Below are 18,848 nucleotides of genomic sequence, written 5' to 3' on the forward strand. Positions count from 1 at the left end.
GCCCCGCGTGCCGCCTCACGAGAAAGGTCTCCCTGGTATGCAGACCATCGACCACTGGATCGACGGCAAGCCCGTGGAGGGCACGTCCGGCACGTACGGGCCGGTCACCGACCCGGCCACCGGCGTCCAGACCACGCGGGTGGCGCTCGCGTCGGCGACCGAGGTGGACACGGCCGTCGCCGCGGCCAAGGCCGCCTACGCCACCTGGGGCACCTCGTCGCTCGCGCAGCGCACCGCGGTCCTCTTCCGCTACCGCGAGCTGCTCGACGCGCACCGCGACGAGATCGCCGACCTGATCACCGCCGAGCACGGCAAGGTGCACGCGGACGGCCTCGGCGAGATGGCCCGTGGCCTGGAGATCGTCGAACTGGCCTGTGGCATCCCGCAGTTGCTCAAGGGCGAGCTGTCCTCGCAGGTCGCCACGCGGGTCGACGTGGCGGCGATCCGGCAGCCGCTGGGCGTGGTGGCCGGCATCGTGCCGTTCAACTTCCCCGCCATGGTGCCGCTGTGGATGTTCCCGCTGGCGATCGCGTGCGGCAACACGTTCGTGCTCAAGCCGAGCGAGAAGGTGCCGTCGGCGGCGTACCGGCTGGCCGAACTCGCCGCCCAGGCCGGCCTGCCGGACGGCGTGCTCAACATCGTCAACGGCGACCGGGTGGCCGTCGACCGCCTCCTGGAACACCCCGACGTGGCGGCTGTCAGCTTCGTGGGCTCGACCCCGGTCGCCCGGCACATCCACGCCACCGCCACCGCCAACGGCAAGCGCGTACAGGCCCTGGGCAGCGCCAAGAACCACATGCTGGTCCTGCCCGACGCGGACCTGGACGCCGCGGCCGACGCGGCGGTCTCGGCGGCGTACGGCTCGGCCGGCGAGCGCTGCATGGCCGTCTCCGCGGTCGTCGCCGTCGGCGCCACCGCCGACCCGCTCATCGAGAAGATCACCGAACGCGCCGCCAAGATCAAGATCGGCCCCGGCGGTGACCCGACCTCCGAGATGGGCCCGCTGATCACCCGGGCCCACCGGGACCGCGTCGCCTCGTACGTGCACGGCGCGAGCGCCCAGGGCGCCGAAGTGGTCCTGGACGGCACGGACTTCACGGTCGAGGGCAAGGAGGACGGTTTCTGGATCGGCCTGTCCCTGCTCGACAAGGTCTCCGTGGACTCCGACGCCTACCGCGACGAGATCTTCGGCCCGGTCCTGTCCGTGCTGCGGGTGGATACCTACGAGGAGGGCGTCGAGCTGATCAACGCCTCCCCGTACGGCAACGGCGTCGCGATCTTCACCCGCGACGGCGGCGCCGCCCGCCGCTTCCAACTGGAGATCGAGGCGGGCATGGTGGGCGTGAACGTGCCGATCCCGGTCCCGGTCGGCTACCACTCCTTCGGTGGCTGGAAGGACTCGATCTTCGGCGACCACCACATCTACGGCAACGACGGCGTGCACTTCTACACCCGCGGCAAGGTCATCACCACCCGCTGGCCCAACCCCGAGGACGCCGGCGTCGACCTGGGCTTCCCCAGCCACCGCTGACCCCACCCGAGCCCCGCTCACCCACCGGCCACCCCCGGCCAACCCCCGGCCACCCGGCCCGCCGCCGCAGCGCCCCTGCCGCTGGCGCGGGCCTCGCCGCCTCGCCCCGTCGACCCATCCCCCCGGGTCGGCGGGGCGAGGCGTTCCCTACGGGTGGAAGGACTTGAAGAAATCCGGGGTCAGCTCGTTGAGCCAGGCGTGGGTGACGCCGGTCCAACCGATGCGCAGGAAGTCGGCCTTGCCGTCGCCGTTGATGTCGGCGAGCTGGACGTCCTTCGTGGGGACCTCCGCGTCGCCGGCGATCCTGCCGATGTCCCGGTACTTTCCGCTCGCACCCGTGCCGCCCTCGTTGAGCCAGGCCCGTGCGCCGCCCCTGGCGGTGATCAGGACGCGGTCGGCGCGCTTGTCCCCGTTGATGTCGGCGTACCGGATCTGGCGGGGGTCCTGTAGGGCGTTACCGATCTTCAGGGGCTCGGTCCAGTCGAGGTACTTCTTGTCCTCCTTGACCTGGAAGCCCCGGTTCAGCCAGGCGGTCGTGGTGCCGTCCGCCTTGGTCAGCAGGTAGTCGTCGCGCCCGCCCCCGGTGACGTCGGCGAACCGGATCTGGGTGGTCGGGTCGATGGACGGCCGGTCGCCGGTGGAGCCCTTGGAGAAGACGCTGGCCACGCCGTCGTACTTGTTCATGCACATCCGCGAGCCCGCCGGGGCCTCGGCCTTCCAGGTGCTCAGGTGCACCTTGCCGTTCAGTTCGACCACCATGCAGTCGGGGAAGCCGTCGCCGTCGACGTCGCCGAACCGCAGCATGTTGCCGACCGCGCCGGGGCTCGGGGTGTAGGAGTTCTCCCCCTCCACGAAGGGCGTCCACGCGCGGCCCGACGGCCCGCTGTTCCACCAGAAGCGGATGTTCTGCTTGTCGTCCACCGCAACGAACTCGGCCTTGCGGTCCTTGTTGATGTCGACCATCCAGAACCGGCTGGAGGACGGGTACTGCTTGTTCTGGATGACGCCCCGGTCGTCCCAGCCCGCGCCCAGCCTGTTCGAGTCGTCGGCACCGCCCGGGTCCTTGCCCCTGCCGTGGTCCTCGAACCCGCAGGGGTGACTGCCCGCGTTGTCGGCCATGGCCTCGGGCCGGCTGGCTATCCAGCCGTTGCCCTTCGCCTTCCGGGCCGCACTGGCGAAGGCGTTGCCGAGCTTCTCGTGGCCCCCGTCGTTCGGGTGGATGCCGTCGTTGGCGATGTCCTCGGCGGTGAGGCCGCTCACGTCGGCGTACGCGACGTGCTTGCCGTCCGCCGCCAGCCGCTCGACCATCGCCGAGATCTGGGCGCTGAACGCCTTCCCGCGCACGTTCGTGGCGGCGTCGCGGAACTGCTGCATCCCGGCCACCAGCACGGTCGCCTTCGGCGAGTCGGTGATGACCTGCCGCACCAGACCTTCGAGCCGGCCGATCGCACCGCCCATCTGGTAGTCCTGAAGAACATCGTTGCCGCCGGCGAGCAGGGTGACGAGGTTGGGCTTGTACGTCTTCACCGCGCACTCCGCCTTGCCCGCGATCGTGTCGATCTTTGCCCCGGACCAGCCTTCGACGTCGCGGTCGCTCATCGTCCCCACCCGCACGGAGCCGACCCAGTCGACCCGGTCGACCTCTTTGCGGAACTCCCCGTCCGCCGTGTCCCGGTAGCCGTTGCCGTCCGAGCTTCCCTCACCGAGGGTGGAGGAGGACCCGAGCCCCATCACGCGCCACTCGGTGGGCTCCGGCGGATCGGGCGGGGCGATGCCGTTGTACGGGTTCCAGGTGTAGTCGAGGTCGGGCTGGGCGGGCTTACCGGGCCAGTTGAAGTAGTTGAACACCAGCTCGGCCGGGTTGGTGGCGAGGTAGCCCTTGCCGGGGAGGTCGGTCTCGTCGTCCCAGGCCCACGGCGCGCTGGCCGAGTTGATGCCGCAAACGTACTCGAAACCGCCGCACCTGACGCCGTGCGGGTTGTCGCTGAAGTCTCCGGCGAAATTGTTCGGCGTGGCGAACAGCGAGGTGTCGTTCCGCTTGTCCCACATGCCGTCCTTGGCGAACACGTCCGTCAGGGTGTACTGCACGTCCCGGTCGTTGGGGCCCTCGGGCTCCTCCGCCGTGCCGCCCGGCACGTAGAGCACCCCGTCCCCGTCCTCGTACTGCTCCCGCAACCGGTCCCGGGCGCCGAAGGACCACACGGCGTGGGTGTTCGCCTGTTGGGCGGTCCACGGGCGGCTGTGCCCGTCCCCGTGGGGACTGCTCTTCAGGGGAAGATCGCCGTCGACGCTCTCGGCCCCCGAGGTCCAGTCGCTGTCCTCGGGCACGTAGGAGTAGAAATCCGAGTGCGACACGGTGATCGCGGCCTTTAGCGTGCCGTGCCGGGAACTGTTGCGCTCCACGATGACGAGCACGCCCTCGGTGTCGTTCTCGTGCTCGCTCAGATCCTCTTGGTAGTCGTCCAGGGACCCGTCAGCCCAGTCGCGCGGATGGAAGAACGTGTAGAGCAGGTACGCGAAGCCCTTGGTCTCGACGACCGAGTAGTAGACGTGCGCGGGCAGCCTGGACTCGCTGGTGTTCTCCCAGTTGTTGCGCCCGTTGATGTCACCGTCGAAGTCATAGGAGGTGATGTAGTCGGACTTGCCGCCAAGCCCCGACTCACCGCTGGTGTCGACGTCCTGGAAGTGCACCGGCGCCCACCACTCGGCCAGTTCCTTCCGGTCCTGCGAGGGGGACGCCAGTGCCGCGGTGGGGCGGGTGATGGCGACACACCAGGTGGCGGCCAGCACGGTCAGCACGATTGCCACGCTGACGAAGGATCTCCGTCTGCCGGGTGGTATGAGCGAATAGCTCGTTGTCACTGTTCCTCCTGGAACCGTGGACAGGCACGCGTCCCGCCGGGCCCGGGAACTTCAGCGCGGGGCCGGCGGGCTGCGTAGGGGCGAGTCGGCCGCTCAACGCGACCAACCCTGCGGGAGCTTACGAGGAAGAAAGAGGGCTTTTCCCGCTGTGGGAAGGCAGGTAGTTGCAAGCTCAATGCGGTTGAAGTCGGTGACGGCGGGGCGGGTGCCGCTGCCGGTGGGCGCGCGCGTCGTACGCGCTGGTCAGCGCCGGCCCGCTGTCAGTGCGCCGGGTTAGGGTCCGGTCTCAAAGCGCGTACGACCCGGCCGTCCGCACGGCCCGCACGAAGGAGCCCGCCATGAGCAAAGCCGACAACACCTCCCACAACGCCTCCCACAACACCGCCGACGACGCCGCGCACGAGGGGTTCACGCCCGAGGAGCGGGCCGCGATGAAGGAGCACGCGCAGGAGTTGAAGAAGGCGTCGCGGCGCAGATCGCGGGCGGAGAAGGAGGCGGAGGCGGCGGCGGACGTGGTCGCGAAGATCGCCGAGATGCCGGACGCGGACCGCGTCCTGGCCGAGCGCGTGCATGCCATCGTCACGGCAAACGCTCCCACCCTGGCCTCCAAGCTCTGGTACGGGATGCCCGCGTACGCCCTCGACGGCAAGGTCGTCTGCTTCTTCCAGAGCGCGAGCAAGTTCAAGACCCGGTACGCGACGCTCGGCTTCAGCGACGTGGCCGCGCTGGACGAGGGCGCGATGTGGCCAGCCGCCTACGCCCTGACCGAGGTGAACGCCGAGGTGGAGGCGCGGATCGCGGAGTTGGTGCGCCGGGCGGTGAGCTGAGCCACGGCGCTGGTGGGTGAGGCGGGCGGCCCTGGCGAGCGGGGGCTCGTCCCGTGGTGGGCCCGAGCCGGGTGGGGCGGGGTGAGGCGGAGGGCGACGGGGTGGGCGCGCGCGGCTGTGGGCGCGCCCGTGGCGCCCGTGGGGGGAGTGCGGGGGAAACGCCCGCCTCTGGGGTGTGATGCGCCAACCGTCGCCCATGAACCGAATGCTGGCGTTTCCGCGTCCGGACATGCACCGCTGCGCACCATCGCCCGGGCACCAGGACGCCAGAGGGCGACGCACGGCGTAGCGGCAGGTAGCTCACCACGGAGGGGAAAGCTCATGTCCGCCGATGCACCAGTCGCCCCCACAGTCACCCGCACCCCGACCGCCGCTCCGACGACACCGGTCATAGCCGCCCCGCTGGGCACCTGGCGGTACACCCTGTACCTGCCGCACAGCCCGCTCGCTCCGAGCGTGGCCCGCGCCACGGTCCGCACCGTGCTCCGCGTCCACGGCCCGATCAGCCTCACCGACCGCGCTGAGCTGCTGGTTTCCGAGCTGGCCAGCAACGCCTTCCGGTACGCCCGAGGCCCGGCCTCGCTCCGGCTGGCCTGGCGGGCCGGCGTGCTGCGGCTCAGCGTGCGCGACACCAGTCCGGAACTCCCCGCCCCGCCGAGAACGGGCCCGTGGGACCTCACCCAGGAGGGTGGCCGGGGCTTGTGCCTGATCGGCGAATACGCCGACAGATGGAGTTGCTACCGGCTCGCGGGGCGCGGTCGGCAGGCGCGTGGAAGCGGCAAGGTCGTGTGGTGTGAGCTGATCGCCTAGCCGCCGCGCGGGCGCGAGCGGGGCCCGGGGGCGGCGCGCACGCGCACGGGCGGGCGCGCTCCCCGGGCCCCGCCCGCCGCGACCGCCGCCGCCGGGGCACACCGACGTGCGCCGGCGACGGGTGCCGGCCGTGTCGACCTGCGTCGTTCCGCCTTCCCGGTCGGTCCTTGCCGGCCCTCCCCGGCCCGTACCGGCCCCTCCCGGCCCGTGCCGTTCTGGGCGTTTCGTGGGGCCGATGCGGTCACGACGCGTTTGCGGAACCGGTTACGGGACACCCTCACTCTCACTCCGGCACACATCCACGTACCGCCCCCACCCGGGGGCGGCCTGGCCGGGAGAACCCGAGCTCAGAGACCTGTGAGTCCTGGGAGAGGAGCCATCATGTTCAAGGCCATCGCTGACGTACTGCGCTCGATCGGCGGCGCCATCGCCACCGTCGTGACCCTGCCCTTCCGCGCCATCGCCCGCCTCTTCGGCGGCGCGTCCGACAGCGCGCACGGGCGCCACTGACACCCCCCGCACTCCGCGCCCGGCGCGCTTCCGTCGCCCGCCACCCGGCGCCGAGCGCCCCACCCCGCGCGCACCTCGGGCCTCGCGCAAACCATGACACCCCTCACGCCACCACCAGTGTCGATCTGACATCGAGCGGGCCCGGCCGGGTACCCGGTCCCGACGCCGGCCTTACGGACACGCCGAGGAGGCGGAACGCATGCGGAAGACCGGAAGAACGAGGAAGTCGGGTGCGGGAACGCACGCCGACAACGCCGACGACAGGGAGCAGTGGTGAGCGGAAAGAACATCGTCGTGATCGGGGCGGACGAGGCCAACCTCCGGGTGCTACGGAACATGCCAGGCGCTGACGACCTCACGTTCCACGGCCTGTTCGAGCCGGACGAACTCCAGGGCGGCGAGGTGGACATGGCCAGCCTGGTGCAGAAGGCGATCGGCGCCATCGACGCCATCGACGGCGGCGTGGACGCGATCGTCGGCTACTGGGACTTCCCCGTCAGCGCGCTGGTGCCCCTCCTGAACGAGCACTACGGCACCCGTGGCACCAGCCTGGAGTCCATCGCCAAGTGCGAGCACAAGTACTGGAGCCGACTGGAACAGCGCAAGGCCATCGACGAGTACCCGGGCTTCGGCCAGGTCGACCTGGCGGCGGAGCGCCCCCAGCCCCCGGCGGGCATGAGCTTCCCGATGTGGGTCAAGCCCGCGGTGGCGTACTCGTCCGAGTTGGCGTTCGGCGTGGCCGACGAGCAGGAGTTCCAGGAGGCGGTCGGGCGCGTACGGGAGGGCATAGGCCGCGTCGGGCGCCCCTTCGACTACGTGCTCGACCGGCTGGAGCTGCCGCCCGAGATGATCGGCACCGGTGGCCAGGTGTGCCTGGCCGAGGAGTCGCTGAACGGCATCCAGGTCGCCGTGGAGGGTTACGTACACGACGGCCTGGTCACCGTCTACGGCGTACTCGACTCGATCGACTACCCGGACAGCCCCAGCTTCCTGCGCCACCAGTACCCCTCGACGCTGCCCGAGCCGGTGCTCGTCCGACTGCGTGACGCCTCGGCCCGCGTGATGCGGCAGATCGGCTTCGACAACGCGACGTTCAGCATCGAGTACTTCTACGACCCGCAGGCCGACGCGATCAACCTGCTGGAGATCAACCCCCGGCACTCGCAGTCGCACGCGCTGCTCTTCGAGTACGTGGACGGGGTGCCCAACCACCACTGCATGGTCCGCCTCGCGCTGGGCGAGGACCCGACCCTCCCGTACCGCGAGGGCCGGTACCGGATGGCGGCCAAGTGGTACTACCGCTGGTTCGCCGACGCCGAGGTGCGCGCCACGCCGAGCCAGGCCGACATCGAGCGCATCGAACGCGAGGTGCCCGGCGTGAGCATCGCCCTGGTCCCCACCCGGGGCGAGAACCTCTCCGACGCCCGCGAGCAGGACAACTACAGCTACGAGGTGGCCCACATCGTCACCGGCGGGGACAGCGAGGAGGAACTGCGTCAGAAGTACGACCGCTGCGTCGCGGCCCTGAACCAGCGGTTCGAGGTCACACCCCCCGAGGGCCCGGCCGAGCCGGGTCGCTGAGCGCCCCGCCAGCCGGACCGCCCGCGAGGCGACGCGGGCGCGAGGAAGGAGCGATCCCCACCCATGCGACACGTGAGCGACCTGCCGTACGCGACGAAGGAGGAGCAGCACCTCACCATCCGCATGTCCGACGGCGTGCGCCTGTCGGCACATGTCTGGCGACCCGTCTCCTCCGAGGACGAGCCGGTCCCGGCGATCCTGGAGTACATCCCGTACCGCAAGCGCGACCTGACCTCCGTACGCGACTCCGTCCACCACCCCTACCTGGCCGGTCACGGCTACGCCTGCGTCCGCGTCGACCTGCGGGGCACCGGGGACTCGGAGGGCGTACTGCGGGACGAGTACCTGGAGCGGGAGCAGGCCGACGCCGAGGAGGTGCTGGCCTGGCTGGCCGAGCAACCCTGGTGTGACGGCACGACCGGGATGATGGGCCTGTCCTGGGGCGCTTTCGCCGCGCTCCAGGTCGCGGCCCGCCAGCCACCGAGCCTGCGGGCCATCGTCATCGCGTCCTTCACGGACGACCGGTACGCCGACGACATGCACTACATGGGTGGCGCGCTGCTCTCCGACAACCTCGCCGAGGCGGGCACCATGTTCGCCTACGCCACCTGCCCACCCGACCCGGCCGTCGTCGGGGAGCGCTGGCGCGAGATGTGGCACGAGCGCCTGGAGAACACCGAGCCGTGGGTCCTGGAGTGGCTGCGCCACCAGCGCCGGGACGCCTACTGGCGGCGCGCGTCGGTCTGCGAGGACTACCAGGCCGTACGCTGCCCCGTGCTCGCCTCCAGCGGCTGGGCCGACGGCTACTCCAACGCCGTCACCCGGCTGCTCGCCAACCTGGACGTGCCCCGAAAGGGCCTGATCGGGCCCTGGTCGCACAAGTTCCCGCACCTGGGCGAGCCGGGGCCGGCCATCGGCTACCTCCAGGAGGTCGTGCGCTGGTGGGACCGCTGGCTCAAGGGCATCGAGAACGGGGTGATGGACGGGCCCATGCTGCGCACCTGGATGCAGGACACCGTGCCCCCCTCCACCTCGTACGCGGAGCGCCCCGGCCGCTGGGTCGCCGAGCCGGGCTGGCCCTCGCCGCACATCCGCCAGGTCACCCACCCCCTCACCCGACACCGCATCGGCACCCCCGAGGAGGCCCCCGGTGGCATCGGCCGGCCCGGCGCGGCCGGCTCGGCGCCGGGGCCCGCCGCCGACGCCAGCGTGAGCGCGGACGCCGAGGCCAGCCCCCCGGTGGCGGCGGACGACGCGGACCGGCGCGGGGAGCCGGGCGAGGCGATGACGGTGCGCTCGCCGCTGTCCGTGGGCCAGTTCGCCGGAAAGTGGGCCTCCTACAACGCGCCCCCCGACCTGCCGTACGACCAGCGCGAGGAGGACGGCGGCTCGCTGGTCTTCGACACCGACCAGCTCACCGAGCGGGTGGAGATCCTCGGCTCGCCCACCGTGGAACTCGACCTCGCCGTCTCGGAGCCGGTCGCCCAGGTCGCCGCCCGGATCTCCGACGTGGCGCCGGACGGCAGCGCGACGCGGGTGACGTACGGCATCCTCAACATCGGCCGCGGCGACGGCACCGCGGACCCCACCCCGTTGGAGCCCGGACGCCGCTACCGCGCGGTCATCCAACTCAACGGCGTCGCCCAGGCGTTCCCACCCGGCCACCGCATCCGGCTCTCCCTGTCCACCTCGTACTGGCCGCTGGCCTGGCCGCCCCCGCGCCCCGTGCTGCTCAGCGTGTACGAGGGGACGAGCACCCTGACACTGCCGGTGCGCCCGGCGGACCGGGACGAGGAGCCGGCGCGGCCGTTCGGGGAACCGGAGGGAGCCCCGCCGCTGCGCACCACCCGGCTCAGCCCGGTCGAGGAGCGCTGGGACGTCAGGCGTGACCTGGTCGACTACAAGGCCGAGTTGGAGATCGTGAAGGACCGGGGCCTGGTGCGCTACGAGGACATCAACCTGGACGTGGGCAGCCGTGCCTACGAGCGCTACACGTCCGTCGCCGACGACTTCACCTCACCCAGCGGCGAGTCGGCCTGGACCATGCGCTTCCGACGTGACGACTGGGACGTCCGCGTGGAGACCCGCACGGTGCTGCGCTGCGACGAGCACGAGTTCCAGGTCGACGCCACGCTGGACGGATACGAGGGCGACCGGCGGGTCTTCTCCCGCAGTTGGAACGAGACGGTGCCCCGCGACGGCCTGTGACCCACCCGGGGCGGCTGCCCGACCGCGCGCGGCCTCGGCCCCGCCCGCAGCCCCACCCCACGCGGGCCGCCGCGCGAACCGTACGGCGACACATGTCACCCGCGCGTCGTAAGACGGCCCGACCGGGGTACCCGAAGCACCTACCGACAGCCGCACACCCAGCACACCCAGGGAGAGACGCCACATGGCCGCCGCCAAGGGGTACCCGTCGAACACGACGACCGACCCCAAGCCGCCGCCCGGACCGCCGAGGAAGGATGGGCGTACGCCGATGACCACAGCCGACTCCCCGCACCCGCACGACCGCACCACGGAACCCGTGGGCGAGTTGGTCCAGCGGGCCTCCCAGCAGTTGTCCCAACTCGTACGCGACGAGATGCGCCTGGCGCAGGCGGAGATGGCCCAGAAGGGCAAGCGCTTCGGCAAGGGCGGCGGCCTGTTCGGCGGCGCCGGCCTGGTGGGCGTCCTCGCCCTGCAGGCACTGGTCGCCACCGCGATCGCCGCCCTGGCCCTCGTGCTCGACGTGTGGGCCGCCGCGCTGATCGTCACCGCCGTGCTGGCCGGTGTCGCCGCGCTCCTCGCGGCCCTCGGCAAGCAGCAGATCAGGCGGGCGGCCCCGCCCGTGCCGGAACAGACGGTGGACAGCGTCAAGGCCGACGTGGCCGAAATCAAGGAGAGGGCACACCGATGACCAAGAGCAAGCCGCAGACGAACGAGTCCAGTCCCACCACCGAGACCACGAAGACCACCGGCGAGTCCACCGCCGAGTCAAACGCCGAGACCAACGCCAAGCCCACCACCGAGGCGTTGCGCGCCAAGGCCGAGGAGACGCGCCAGGAACTGGGCGAGACGGTCCAGTCCCTCGCCGAGAAGGCCGACGTCAAGGCCCGCGCACAGGAGAAGGCCATGGCCGCCAAGCAGCAGCTCGACGAGAAGACCGCGCAGGCCAGGACCCAGTTGCAGGACAAGGCGACGCACGCCGCCCACCTGGTGCGGGAGAAGACGCCGGAGCCCGTACGCGCCAAGGCGGTCGCCGCCTCCGAGCAGATCCGCGACAAGGCCACCCAGGTCGGCCAGCTCGCCCGGGACAAGGCGCCCGAGCCGGTGCTGGAGAAGGCCAGCCAGGGCGTCAACCTGGCCCGAGCCAACCGCACCCCGCTGTTCGCGGTGACCGGCGTGCTGGTCGTCACGCTGCTCGTCGCCCGCCGGGTCCGGCGGTCCCGATGAAGCCGGTCGCACTCGCCTACAAGCCCGTGGGCTTCGCCCTGGGCGCTGCCAGCGGCATCCTCGCCGGCATGGTGTTCGACCAGGTCTGGAAGCGGCTCGGGCACGAGGACGACGCGCCTGACGCCACCGACGAGCACCGCGCCTGGGGCGAGGTGCTGGCGGCGGCCGTCGTGCGCGGCGCGATCTTCGCCGGCGTCAAGACCGCCGTGGACCGGGCCGGCGCCATCGCCACCCGCCGCCTGACCGGCACCTGGCCCGACTGACCCCCACCTGGAACCTGGCCGGCGCCGGGCCCGCCCTCACCGAGGGCGGGCCCGCCGTGCGTTCGGGGTGGCGCGGATCAGTTCGGGTGGCGCGGGGGTGGGGGTGGGCCAGTCGGTGGGGCGTGCCGCTCGCACCCTGACCTCACGCGCTTTGGCCTCACGGTCACGCGGGACGGGCAGCGGGTGTGGCTGGATGCCCGGAGAAATCTCTTCCGGTGTGAGCAGCGAGGCCACACACGAGGCACTCCGAGCCAGCGAGGCTATGGCTGTCGGGGCACCTTGCCCGGTGAATCGCCGCGCTCAGGCGTCCACGGTGTTGAGATGCTCCTGAAGGACGGCGGCGATCTCCTCTAGTGAGCCTTGCGCGGGCAGAGGATCAGGGCCATGCCCGATCTCCACCCCAAGGTCGCTGTAGAACTCGATGAGGTTGGAGGCTGGGACGAAGTTGTCGCGCAGCGAGACGGCGAGTACGGCCGCCTCGCGGGCGGTGGCGTCCATGACCGACACCGCGCCGGAGTCGGCGCGAACCTGGGTAGCCAGGCCGCGCAGCCAGGTGCCATCCGGCAGTTGGATCTCGAAGGAGAGCCCGTTCGCGCGACCCGGACCCAACTGCTGTTCTGGCTTTGTCCACGCCCCTGGGAACTCGCGTTTCAGGTGAGCTGCCAGGGTATCCAGCTTGAAAGCCCAAGCGGTCGCGTCATCTGACGGTGGGGTGAACGCGAAGGTGGTGCGGCGGTCGGTCCAGGTGGTCATAGCGCTCCTACGGTACGTAGCGGGCGTCGCCCTTGACGCCGCTCGTGCTCATCATGAACTGCCAGTAAGCAGCCGAGTTTTTGTCGTTGGTGATGATCTCAAGGCCCTTTAGCTGGCTATTTTGCGGATTCCCTAAAGCGGCCCGATAGCGGGCCAACTCCGCGCCTTCCTTGGGGTAGGTGAACTCTAGGTGGAAGTCAAATTTCATCTTCCCGTCAGCGGCGATCTTCGGTGGTTTCGCTAACGCCTTATCCACTGCCTGTAGGCTGCGAAACGTCTTCGGGTTTTCACAGTTCGGCTCCTTGACATATTTGGAGTCGATTACGTATCCATCAGCCGGACGCAGTCCATCGGCCATCATGCCCTTGCCGCTGGGTCCGGTTGCCCTCTCCGGTAGCGGGAGCTCTCGTTCCGGATATCCGGCAACGCGTAACTGGTAGGCATTGGCTGGCGTGGCTGTGTCTCCTCCTCCGGCGAAGCCTCCCGGGGTAAGAGAGTTCATCCAGGTGCGGAACTGGGTCTGTTCGGACGAAGTGAGATAGCGGTGCCCTGAAGCTGGGTCTGGGGCAATCGGGTCTTTGGTGGGGACCGACGGATCGATGGGAGAGGAGGCCAGCACGAAGGGAACTCGCAATGGCACCGGCACGGGTATCGGAAACGCGGGCAGACCCCAGCCCGGGTCGTTGTCGGTGCCGGGCAGCTTCACCCGAGCCTGGGAGGTGTCCAGAGCATGTGCGACGCTGCCCAGCGCGGCGATGTGTGGGTCGCCGTTGACGGCGCTGTTGAGGCCGCCGTCATTGCCGTTGCCTCCAAACATCGGTGGGGAGGATATCTCGATTCCGAAGAGGTCGATCCTGTCCAGCTCGATTTGGCGGATGGCATCGTCGATGTGCTCGGCGTACTTGTCACATGCCTTGGCTAGTTGGCTGCAAGCCGCAACCAGGTTTGCCATCAACGTTTCACTCTCGTTCGCTGTCTCCGGTGGTGATGCGAAACCGACGCTGCGACGAAAGTAACGGTCGAATGCCTGGGAAGCTTCTCCGCCGTGAGCGTTGTTCGCAGTCAAGGCGTAAGTTTGAGCGTCGCTCAGCATTCGTTCCAGAATGCTGGCGGCATGCCGCCAAGAGCCGGCTACGTCCCGCACTTTGTTGGCGTCGCCGCGGTATCGTTCGCCACCGCCGGGTGCGTACTGGCGATACCAGGCGGTGTCGCCCACCACTTCTGGCAAGTCTTGCCCCAAGCCAAGGTACGAGGAGCTACAGTCCTCTCCAGGGTCGCCCATACCGGATATGAGGTCCTGCTGCTGGCCCATTAACTGGGCTGCTCTCCGGCTGTCCTCAGCGAGCAACTCGCGGGCGGTGCGCATCAGCCCGCGGCCAGTCTCGCCGAGGAAATACGTGCTTTCACCCATCTGGTCCAAAGTGGTGGTTGCCGCGGGTTTGTACACCTTGCGGAAGGCGCGCCCGGCGTCGTCGTCCCCAGCCATACCCTTCTGCTTCTCAAGCTCCGAGCCTAGGGCGATGGCCGTGTCGCGTACGCCTCTCATGACCTCGATCAGGCCGAGCGAACTGAGGACCATATCGTGCTTCGAGATATGAAGATCCGGTGTCGCGCTGCCGGGAGGGCGCCCGATGGGGCCACGTCCCCCGGTTCCGTCGTCCAGGCTGTTGATGCGCACGGACGCCGACTCCTTCGCCGCGGACATGCACTGCGCCCATTCCCTGTCGAACGACATTCGTCCCCCCAACTAGGCCGCCGTCAAAGAGATTTGACACTAGCGGCCATGTCGCGGCTGCGTCTATCGCGTCAGCGGTTGTGACTATTCCTGTCGTTGAGTGGCTGGTGGAACGAGGAACGGGCGTGGCTGGATGCTCCGGGGAACTCCTGGCCGGTGTGAGGAGCGACACTACGCACGAGGCGCCCCGAGCGAGCCAGCCGGCCAGGCTGTGGCTGTCGGGGCGCCTTGCGCACTGGCTGGCCGGTTAGCCGGTGAAGTCGCCAGCCTTGACGGCGGTGATGAACGCGCTCCAGGCGGCCGGCTCGAAGGTGAGGGCTGGGCCGTGGGGGTCCTTGCTGTCGCGGACGGGGACGGCCCCGGTGGTGGCCGCCTGTGTGGGGGCCCATTCGACGCAGGCGTTCGCCTCGACGCCGCTGTACGAGGACTTCGCCCAGCCATCGAGCTGGGAGGAGTTGGAGATCATCGTTCGTACTCCTTCAAGTAGGTGCGGATCAGTGCCAAGGACGCGGGCTGAGGTAGCGCCTGAGCGCGTGCTTTGTCGAAACGCTGCTCCAGGTCGACGAGGTCGCGAGGTGTGTCGATCACTACCCCGGTACCAAAGCTTTCCACGAGGCTGGTCTTCCGAGAGCCGTCCTTCATGGTGAGCAGGGTCACGCTGCCTCCGGGGAAGGGATGCAACCCCCCGTCAAATGGCAGTACCTGGACCTCCGTGTACGGCTCCTGCGCGTATTGCAGGAGCCGTTTCATTTGGTTCGCCATTACGCTTTTGCTGGCGACCGACCGGCGAAGTGCCGCTTCATCGAAGATGGCCCAGAAGAAGGGTGGAGCGTCGCGTTCGAACATTTTCTGTCTTTCGAGCCGTGACTGAACACGTAGGTCGACCTCGTTAGCGAGGTCGGTAGGCAAGCTGGTCCTGAGTAGTTCCCGCGCGTAATCCTTTGTTTGCAGGAGCCCCGGGATGATCGAGCTTGTGAAGACCTCGATGCGCGCTGCACGCGACTCTTGGTCGATGAAGTTCTGTGAGTAGGCGGCGACCAAGGCTTCTTCGGCCATCGACCGCAGGTCCGCAAACAGCCCGAGCGTCCCAAAGTGTTCGTCCAAGGCGCGCGCGAGGGCTTCGGACGGCAACTGCTCATCGCGTTCGACGCGCGAGATGTACGAGCCCGGGTAGCCGATCGCATCGGCGAGTGCTCGCTGCGACAGGTTTCCGGCTGTCCGTCGTCGTCTGAGCTGCCGGCCGATCAGTGCTCTAGGGGTCGTCTTGTGGTCGTCCTCGTGCAACTCCACCCCTCGGCCCACCCTTCGTCTCTTTAGCCCCATACCAAGCGGCAGTTGGTCTCATGTCCAGCGTGGACCTTAAGGCATGACGCGGCAACGCTGTAAGCGAACGATCGCAATCCGTGATCGTCTGGTATGGCAGCAAGGACCGCGCATGAAACACACCATGACCATCAAGGTCTACCGCCAACGCCCCGGCGAAGAGCCGGTCCCCCTCGCCGCGCCGACGACCATCCGTGTGGACCCCGAGGCCATGACGCAAGGCGAGTGGGAGGCGCGGTTCTGCTCCACCGCCTGGGGGCCGTGCCGTTGCCCGCGCCACCGCGCGGCGGTGGCCGATGGGTGAGGTCGATCCGCGAGTCCGGGTGCTGACCGGGCAGCACACCGTACGGACCGTCTCCGGTGCCGTGTTGCGGTTCTTCCTCGCCGACGCGGTGCCGCTCGATCCCGCTGCGGCGCGGTGGAAGCCTGTCGCGGACGTCGAGTTCCAACTCGCGTACGAGGCGTCGCTGTTCGCGAAGGAGTCGAACGGCTCTGCCGCGCTCCGTCCCAACACCCAGCGCGTGCAGCTCACGCTCGACGCCCTCGCCGGGCCCGGCAGTTTCTTCTGGTCGGACGGGGACGCCGAGGCCGGCGTCATGACCACCAACGGCAAGACGCCCGACGCGTGCGGGATCGTGCCCGCCGCCCTGCCCGCGCACGCCTCGGGAGGTGCCTCGTGAGCACGCACGGCGTACGCGTCACCCTGCTGGTGTGGAAGCCGGTCAACGCCGACGCGCCCGGCGATGTGGCGGCCGGCTGGCCGCAGGTGCTCCAGGTGCGGGACGGGGCGGGCCCGTGGCAGGCGCCGAGCGTCGTACTGCGGGGCGGGGAGTTGGTGATGGGCGCGGCCGAGCGGGTGGCGCACGCCCTCGGCCTCACCCTGCCGAACGTGCACCGGGTGCTCGCCGTCGACCAGCGGCTCGCCACGCGCGGGCGGCCCGGCGAAGTGGTGCTGGTCGTGGACGGGGGATGGGTGGCGGGCGAGGACGCGGAGGTGACCGGCGGCGCCAACTCCTGTGCGCATCCGGGGCGGCATCGGCGGCGTTGGGCGGATGCGGACGCGCTGGCCGACGACCGGGAACTGGTCGTCGCCCTCGGCGCGGCCGTGGCCAAGCTCCCGCCGTTCGTCCTGGGCTAGGAAGCGCCGCCGAGGTGTGGCGAGCCGGCGCGGGCGGGTGCCTGCCCGTGCCGGGTAGGGGTGGTGTCGCAATGCATGAGGACATATGCGCCAACAAGCATGCATGGCGCGATAGTTCGTAGGCGGGCGCTCAGGCTCCGTGATTCGATGCGACGGCGCGACAGGAAGTCCCCATAAATGGCGATCTCTACGGGGTGCCCGAAAGCGGCCCGGGGCGAATGCGGCGACGTGCGTGGGGCATCCGCCCACACTCTGTGCCCCTCTATCTGTTCCGGGGCCGCCGCACCTCTCGATTGAACGGCGCGTTCCGTACCTGAGGCGAAGACTGGCGTGCGTTCCGCATTCCTCTCCAGCCATCGGCGTCACTTCCCGCTTTCGGCGAGCACGCGCAGTATCCGCCGTTTTCCCGCGTGGTGAGCGTCGAGGCGAGGAGAGCACAACCGGTCAGTGCGCCCACCTCTGTGGCCGTACGCCGTACCTCGGCGAGCCGATCAGTGTGGTGAACGACAGCACGTGCGCGGAAATGCAGGAAGCAGGAATTCAGGCATACGAACGGAATGAGACGGACATGAAGAAGAAGCTTCGCCTGCTCGCTCTGGGGATCTCCGGTATGACTGCCATGGGTATGACGTTGGCCGGGGTTCCCGCCTCGGCCGCTCCCAAGGCGGTAACGACGGGGGGATGCCAGGACAAGCACATCTGCCTGTACTACAACTCGGACCTCAAGGGAGCAATGTTCCAGCACCGCTACAACATCAGCAATTACGCGGGGTACGTGTTCACGGCCAGCGACGCCGGCAGTGCCGGCGCCGGTCAGCCCGTGAAGAACAACGTGGCTTCAGCGGATAACGCGGATGCGGGAAACGGGATCAGGATCTACGTGAACAGTAACTACGTGGGGGACTGGGACGGCGTCCCGCCTTGGACCTGGAGGAATCTCGACGTGGCCAAGAACAACAACGCGTCAGGCAAGTGGGACCACTGATTTCGAGTGTGGCTTTGTGCCCTGCCCGTCCGTCGGGCGGGGCACCTTCTATTGCTCTGAGAGATCGAGGTGGTCGCCCACATGCGAGCCCATATCCGGACAGCCTCCGCGCTGTTCCTGACGGCAACCGTGGCGACGGTCGGGTGTTCCGTCGATGCCACTCCTTCTGTCGATTCGCCCCCCTCCGTCAACAGCTCCGCGATTCCCGTGATCACGAAACCCGAGGACCGCCCCCTGCCCGCGGAGGCGTATGTGCTGACCAACCGGGAGGAGGACACTTTCGCGCGGGCCCGACATGTTCTGATCACACGGTGCATGGCTGGCTTCGGGTTCCGTTACGACCCTCCGCCCAAGCCCGGCTTTCGCCCACGTAACCGGACGCAGTACCGCTACGGCGTCAGCGATCCGAAAGTGACCGCGATGCACGGTTTCGCCCCACCGGGAAGCCCCCGTGGTGGAAAGCCGGAGCGCGAGACGCCGTCTCTTCCGGCTCGCATGTCCCTCGTGCTCAGCGGTACCGATGACCCCAAGGTCATGCCGGGTTCCGTCGAGGCGAAGGGTGGCCAGCGGATCAACGGGCGCACCGTTCCCAACGGTGGCTGCTTCGGGCGGGCGATGGACGCGCTCAAGGCTCGGGACGGTGACGGAGGCGGCGACGCCGAGTTGGCCAGACGCATCACCGCCAGGAGTTTCGACCGCTCGCGGCGCGACCCCCGGGTGCAGGAGGTCTTCACGCGCTGGTCCCGTTGCATGCGCGACCGGGGGTTCTCGTACGCCGATCCGGTCGCGGCCAGCAACGATCCCGCGTGGCGCACACCGACTCCGTCGGCGACGGAACGGCGCGCCGCGACGGCGGACGCGGTGTGCAAGCGGCAGGAGAACGTGATCGGCGTCTGGTGGACGGTCGAAGCCGCGTACCAGCAGCGCGAGATCGACCGACACCGCGGTGAACTGGCCGATATCCGAACGACGATCGACGAGCGCCAGCGCCTGGCCAAGGCGGCGGTGGCGGGCCGCTAGGGATCGCCACCGCTCCACTCCACTCCACTCCGCGCCTGACCGGGCCGGCGAGCGCCGGTCGGCCCGGGCGCCCGG

General features: G+C 69.4%; 19 protein-coding genes. 14 read left to right on the forward strand and 5 right to left on the reverse strand.

Annotated elements, in window-relative coordinates:
• Nucleotides 1–37 precede the first annotated feature (37 nt).
• The gene (locus tag H7H31_RS23615; protein ID WP_187059622.1) at nt 38–1,531 is read left to right on the forward strand and encodes a CoA-acylating methylmalonate-semialdehyde dehydrogenase; all 1,494 of its coding nucleotides are present in this window, start codon (nt 38–40) and stop codon (nt 1,529–1,531) included.
• A gap of 147 nt (nt 1,532–1,678) precedes the next feature.
• Here the strand turns inward: H7H31_RS23615 and H7H31_RS23620 are convergent, their stop codons facing one another.
• Nucleotides 1,679–4,339 (reverse strand): GDSL-type esterase/lipase family protein, encoded by a 2,661-nt coding sequence (locus tag H7H31_RS23620; protein WP_187060016.1) that lies wholly within the window; start codon nt 4,337–4,339, stop codon nt 1,679–1,681.
• A 392-nt stretch (nt 4,340–4,731) separates the two neighbouring features.
• On the opposite strand from H7H31_RS23620, the gene H7H31_RS23625 reads away from it, so the two are divergent.
• The 8 genes from H7H31_RS23625 (at nt 4,732) to H7H31_RS23655 (ending at nt 11,819) form a co-directional block, all read left to right on the forward strand.
• Nucleotides 4,732–5,220, forward strand: coding sequence for an iron chaperone (locus H7H31_RS23625; RefSeq protein ID WP_187060017.1), 489 nt, complete (start codon nt 4,732–4,734; stop codon nt 5,218–5,220).
• Between the two features lie 321 nt (nt 5,221–5,541).
• Nucleotides 5,542–6,030 (forward strand): ATP-binding protein, encoded by a 489-nt coding sequence (locus H7H31_RS23630; RefSeq protein WP_187063631.1) that lies wholly within the window; start codon nt 5,542–5,544, stop codon nt 6,028–6,030.
• 381 nt (nt 6,031–6,411) lie between these two features.
• Nucleotides 6,412–6,540, forward strand: coding sequence for an LPFR motif small protein (locus tag H7H31_RS34665; RefSeq protein ID WP_254391327.1), 129 nt, complete (start codon nt 6,412–6,414; stop codon nt 6,538–6,540).
• A 273-nt stretch (nt 6,541–6,813) separates the two neighbouring features.
• Complete coding sequence (locus tag H7H31_RS23635; protein WP_232110045.1) at nt 6,814–8,121, forward strand: ATP-grasp domain-containing protein; 1,308 nt, start codon at nt 6,814–6,816, stop codon at nt 8,119–8,121.
• Nucleotides 8,122–8,184: 63 nt separating this feature from the next.
• Nucleotides 8,185–10,329 (forward strand): CocE/NonD family hydrolase, encoded by a 2,145-nt coding sequence (locus H7H31_RS23640; protein WP_187063632.1) that lies wholly within the window; start codon nt 8,185–8,187, stop codon nt 10,327–10,329.
• Between the two features lie 271 nt (nt 10,330–10,600).
• Nucleotides 10,601–11,020, forward strand: a complete 420-nt coding sequence (locus tag H7H31_RS23645) for a phage holin family protein (RefSeq protein WP_187063633.1) — start codon at nt 10,601–10,603, stop codon at nt 11,018–11,020.
• Entirely contained in the window at nt 11,017–11,556 is a 540-nt protein-coding gene (locus H7H31_RS23650) for a DUF3618 domain-containing protein (protein ID WP_187063634.1), read from the forward strand. The genes H7H31_RS23645 and H7H31_RS23650 overlap by 4 nt, the downstream gene beginning before the upstream one ends.
• Nucleotides 11,553–11,819 carry a DUF4235 domain-containing protein gene (locus tag H7H31_RS23655; protein WP_187063635.1) on the forward strand — a complete coding sequence of 89 codons (267 nt, stop codon included), beginning with the start codon at nt 11,553–11,555 and terminating at the stop codon, nt 11,817–11,819. The genes H7H31_RS23650 and H7H31_RS23655 overlap by 4 nt, the downstream gene beginning before the upstream one ends.
• A 300-nt stretch (nt 11,820–12,119) precedes the next feature.
• Here the strand turns inward: H7H31_RS23655 and H7H31_RS23660 are convergent, their stop codons facing one another.
• The 4 genes from H7H31_RS23660 to H7H31_RS23675 all read right to left on the reverse strand — a co-directional run bounded on the left by H7H31_RS23660 (nt 12,120) and on the right by H7H31_RS23675 (nt 15,597).
• Entirely contained in the window at nt 12,120–12,572 is a 453-nt protein-coding gene (locus tag H7H31_RS23660; RefSeq protein ID WP_187063636.1) for a hypothetical protein, read from the reverse strand.
• 7 nt (nt 12,573–12,579) lie between these two features.
• Nucleotides 12,580–14,250, reverse strand: coding sequence for a restriction endonuclease fold toxin-2 domain-containing protein (locus H7H31_RS23665; protein ID WP_232110046.1), 1,671 nt, complete (start codon nt 14,248–14,250; stop codon nt 12,580–12,582).
• A gap of 304 nt (nt 14,251–14,554) precedes the next feature.
• Complete coding sequence (locus tag H7H31_RS23670; protein ID WP_187063637.1) at nt 14,555–14,773, reverse strand: DUF397 domain-containing protein; 219 nt, start codon at nt 14,771–14,773, stop codon at nt 14,555–14,557.
• Nucleotides 14,770–15,597 (reverse strand): helix-turn-helix domain-containing protein, encoded by an 828-nt coding sequence (locus H7H31_RS23675; protein ID WP_187063638.1) that lies wholly within the window; start codon nt 15,595–15,597, stop codon nt 14,770–14,772. The genes H7H31_RS23670 and H7H31_RS23675 overlap by 4 nt, the downstream gene beginning before the upstream one ends.
• Before the next feature lie 145 nt (nt 15,598–15,742).
• Between H7H31_RS23675 and H7H31_RS23680 the strand changes: the two genes are divergently transcribed.
• From H7H31_RS23680 to H7H31_RS23700, 5 genes are all read left to right on the forward strand, one after another.
• Complete coding sequence (locus H7H31_RS23680; RefSeq protein WP_187063639.1) at nt 15,743–15,934, forward strand: hypothetical protein; 192 nt, start codon at nt 15,743–15,745, stop codon at nt 15,932–15,934.
• Entirely contained in the window at nt 15,927–16,310 is a 384-nt protein-coding gene (locus H7H31_RS23685; RefSeq protein ID WP_187063640.1) for a hypothetical protein, read from the forward strand. Before H7H31_RS23680 ends, H7H31_RS23685 begins: the two co-directional genes overlap by 8 nt.
• On the forward strand, nt 16,307–16,768 hold the full coding sequence (locus H7H31_RS23690) for an NUDIX hydrolase (RefSeq protein ID WP_187063641.1): 462 nt from the start codon (nt 16,307–16,309) through the stop codon (nt 16,766–16,768). Before H7H31_RS23685 ends, H7H31_RS23690 begins: the two co-directional genes overlap by 4 nt.
• 568 nt (nt 16,769–17,336) lie before the next feature.
• A complete protein-coding gene (locus tag H7H31_RS23695; protein WP_187063642.1) occupies nt 17,337–17,753 on the forward strand; it encodes a peptidase inhibitor family I36 protein in 417 nt (138 codons plus the stop codon).
• A 69-nt stretch (nt 17,754–17,822) separates the two neighbouring features.
• Nucleotides 17,823–18,773, forward strand: a complete 951-nt coding sequence (locus H7H31_RS23700) for a hypothetical protein (protein WP_187118074.1) — start codon at nt 17,823–17,825, stop codon at nt 18,771–18,773.
• Nucleotides 18,774–18,848: the final 75 nt, after the last annotated feature.

Origin of the sequence: Streptomyces buecherae (assembly GCF_014295035.1) — a bacterium.
In the GTDB taxonomy this organism is placed as follows: Bacteria; Actinomycetota; Actinomycetes; order Streptomycetales; family Streptomycetaceae; genus Streptomyces; species Streptomyces youssoufiensis.

What these genes read in the sequence shown, in the direction of transcription:
- H7H31_RS23615 (WP_187059622.1), top strand. Translation starts at nt 38, where the DNA reads ATGCAGACCATCGACCACTGGATCGACGGCAAGCCCGTGGAGGGCACG.
- H7H31_RS23645 (WP_187063633.1), top strand. Translation starts at nt 10,601, where the DNA reads ATGACCACAGCCGACTCCCCGCACCCGCACGACCGCACCACGGAACCC.
- H7H31_RS23685 (WP_187063640.1), top strand. Translation starts at nt 15,927, where the DNA reads ATGGGTGAGGTCGATCCGCGAGTCCGGGTGCTGACCGGGCAGCACACC.
- H7H31_RS23655 (WP_187063635.1), top strand. Translation starts at nt 11,553, where the DNA reads ATGAAGCCGGTCGCACTCGCCTACAAGCCCGTGGGCTTCGCCCTGGGC.
- H7H31_RS23640 (WP_187063632.1), top strand. Translation starts at nt 8,185, where the DNA reads ATGCGACACGTGAGCGACCTGCCGTACGCGACGAAGGAGGAGCAGCAC.
- H7H31_RS23625 (WP_187060017.1), top strand. Translation starts at nt 4,732, where the DNA reads ATGAGCAAAGCCGACAACACCTCCCACAACGCCTCCCACAACACCGCC.
- H7H31_RS23680 (WP_187063639.1), top strand. Translation starts at nt 15,743, where the DNA reads ATGAAACACACCATGACCATCAAGGTCTACCGCCAACGCCCCGGCGAA.
- H7H31_RS34665 (WP_254391327.1), top strand. Translation starts at nt 6,412, where the DNA reads ATGTTCAAGGCCATCGCTGACGTACTGCGCTCGATCGGCGGCGCCATC.
- H7H31_RS23630 (WP_187063631.1), top strand. Translation starts at nt 5,542, where the DNA reads ATGTCCGCCGATGCACCAGTCGCCCCCACAGTCACCCGCACCCCGACC.
- H7H31_RS23660 (WP_187063636.1), bottom strand. Translation starts at nt 12,572, where the DNA reads ATGACCACCTGGACCGACCGCCGCACCACCTTCGCGTTCACCCCACCG.
- H7H31_RS23650 (WP_187063634.1), top strand. Translation starts at nt 11,017, where the DNA reads ATGACCAAGAGCAAGCCGCAGACGAACGAGTCCAGTCCCACCACCGAG.
- H7H31_RS23670 (WP_187063637.1), bottom strand. Translation starts at nt 14,773, where the DNA reads ATGATCTCCAACTCCTCCCAGCTCGATGGCTGGGCGAAGTCCTCGTAC.
- H7H31_RS23695 (WP_187063642.1), top strand. Translation starts at nt 17,337, where the DNA reads ATGAAGAAGAAGCTTCGCCTGCTCGCTCTGGGGATCTCCGGTATGACT.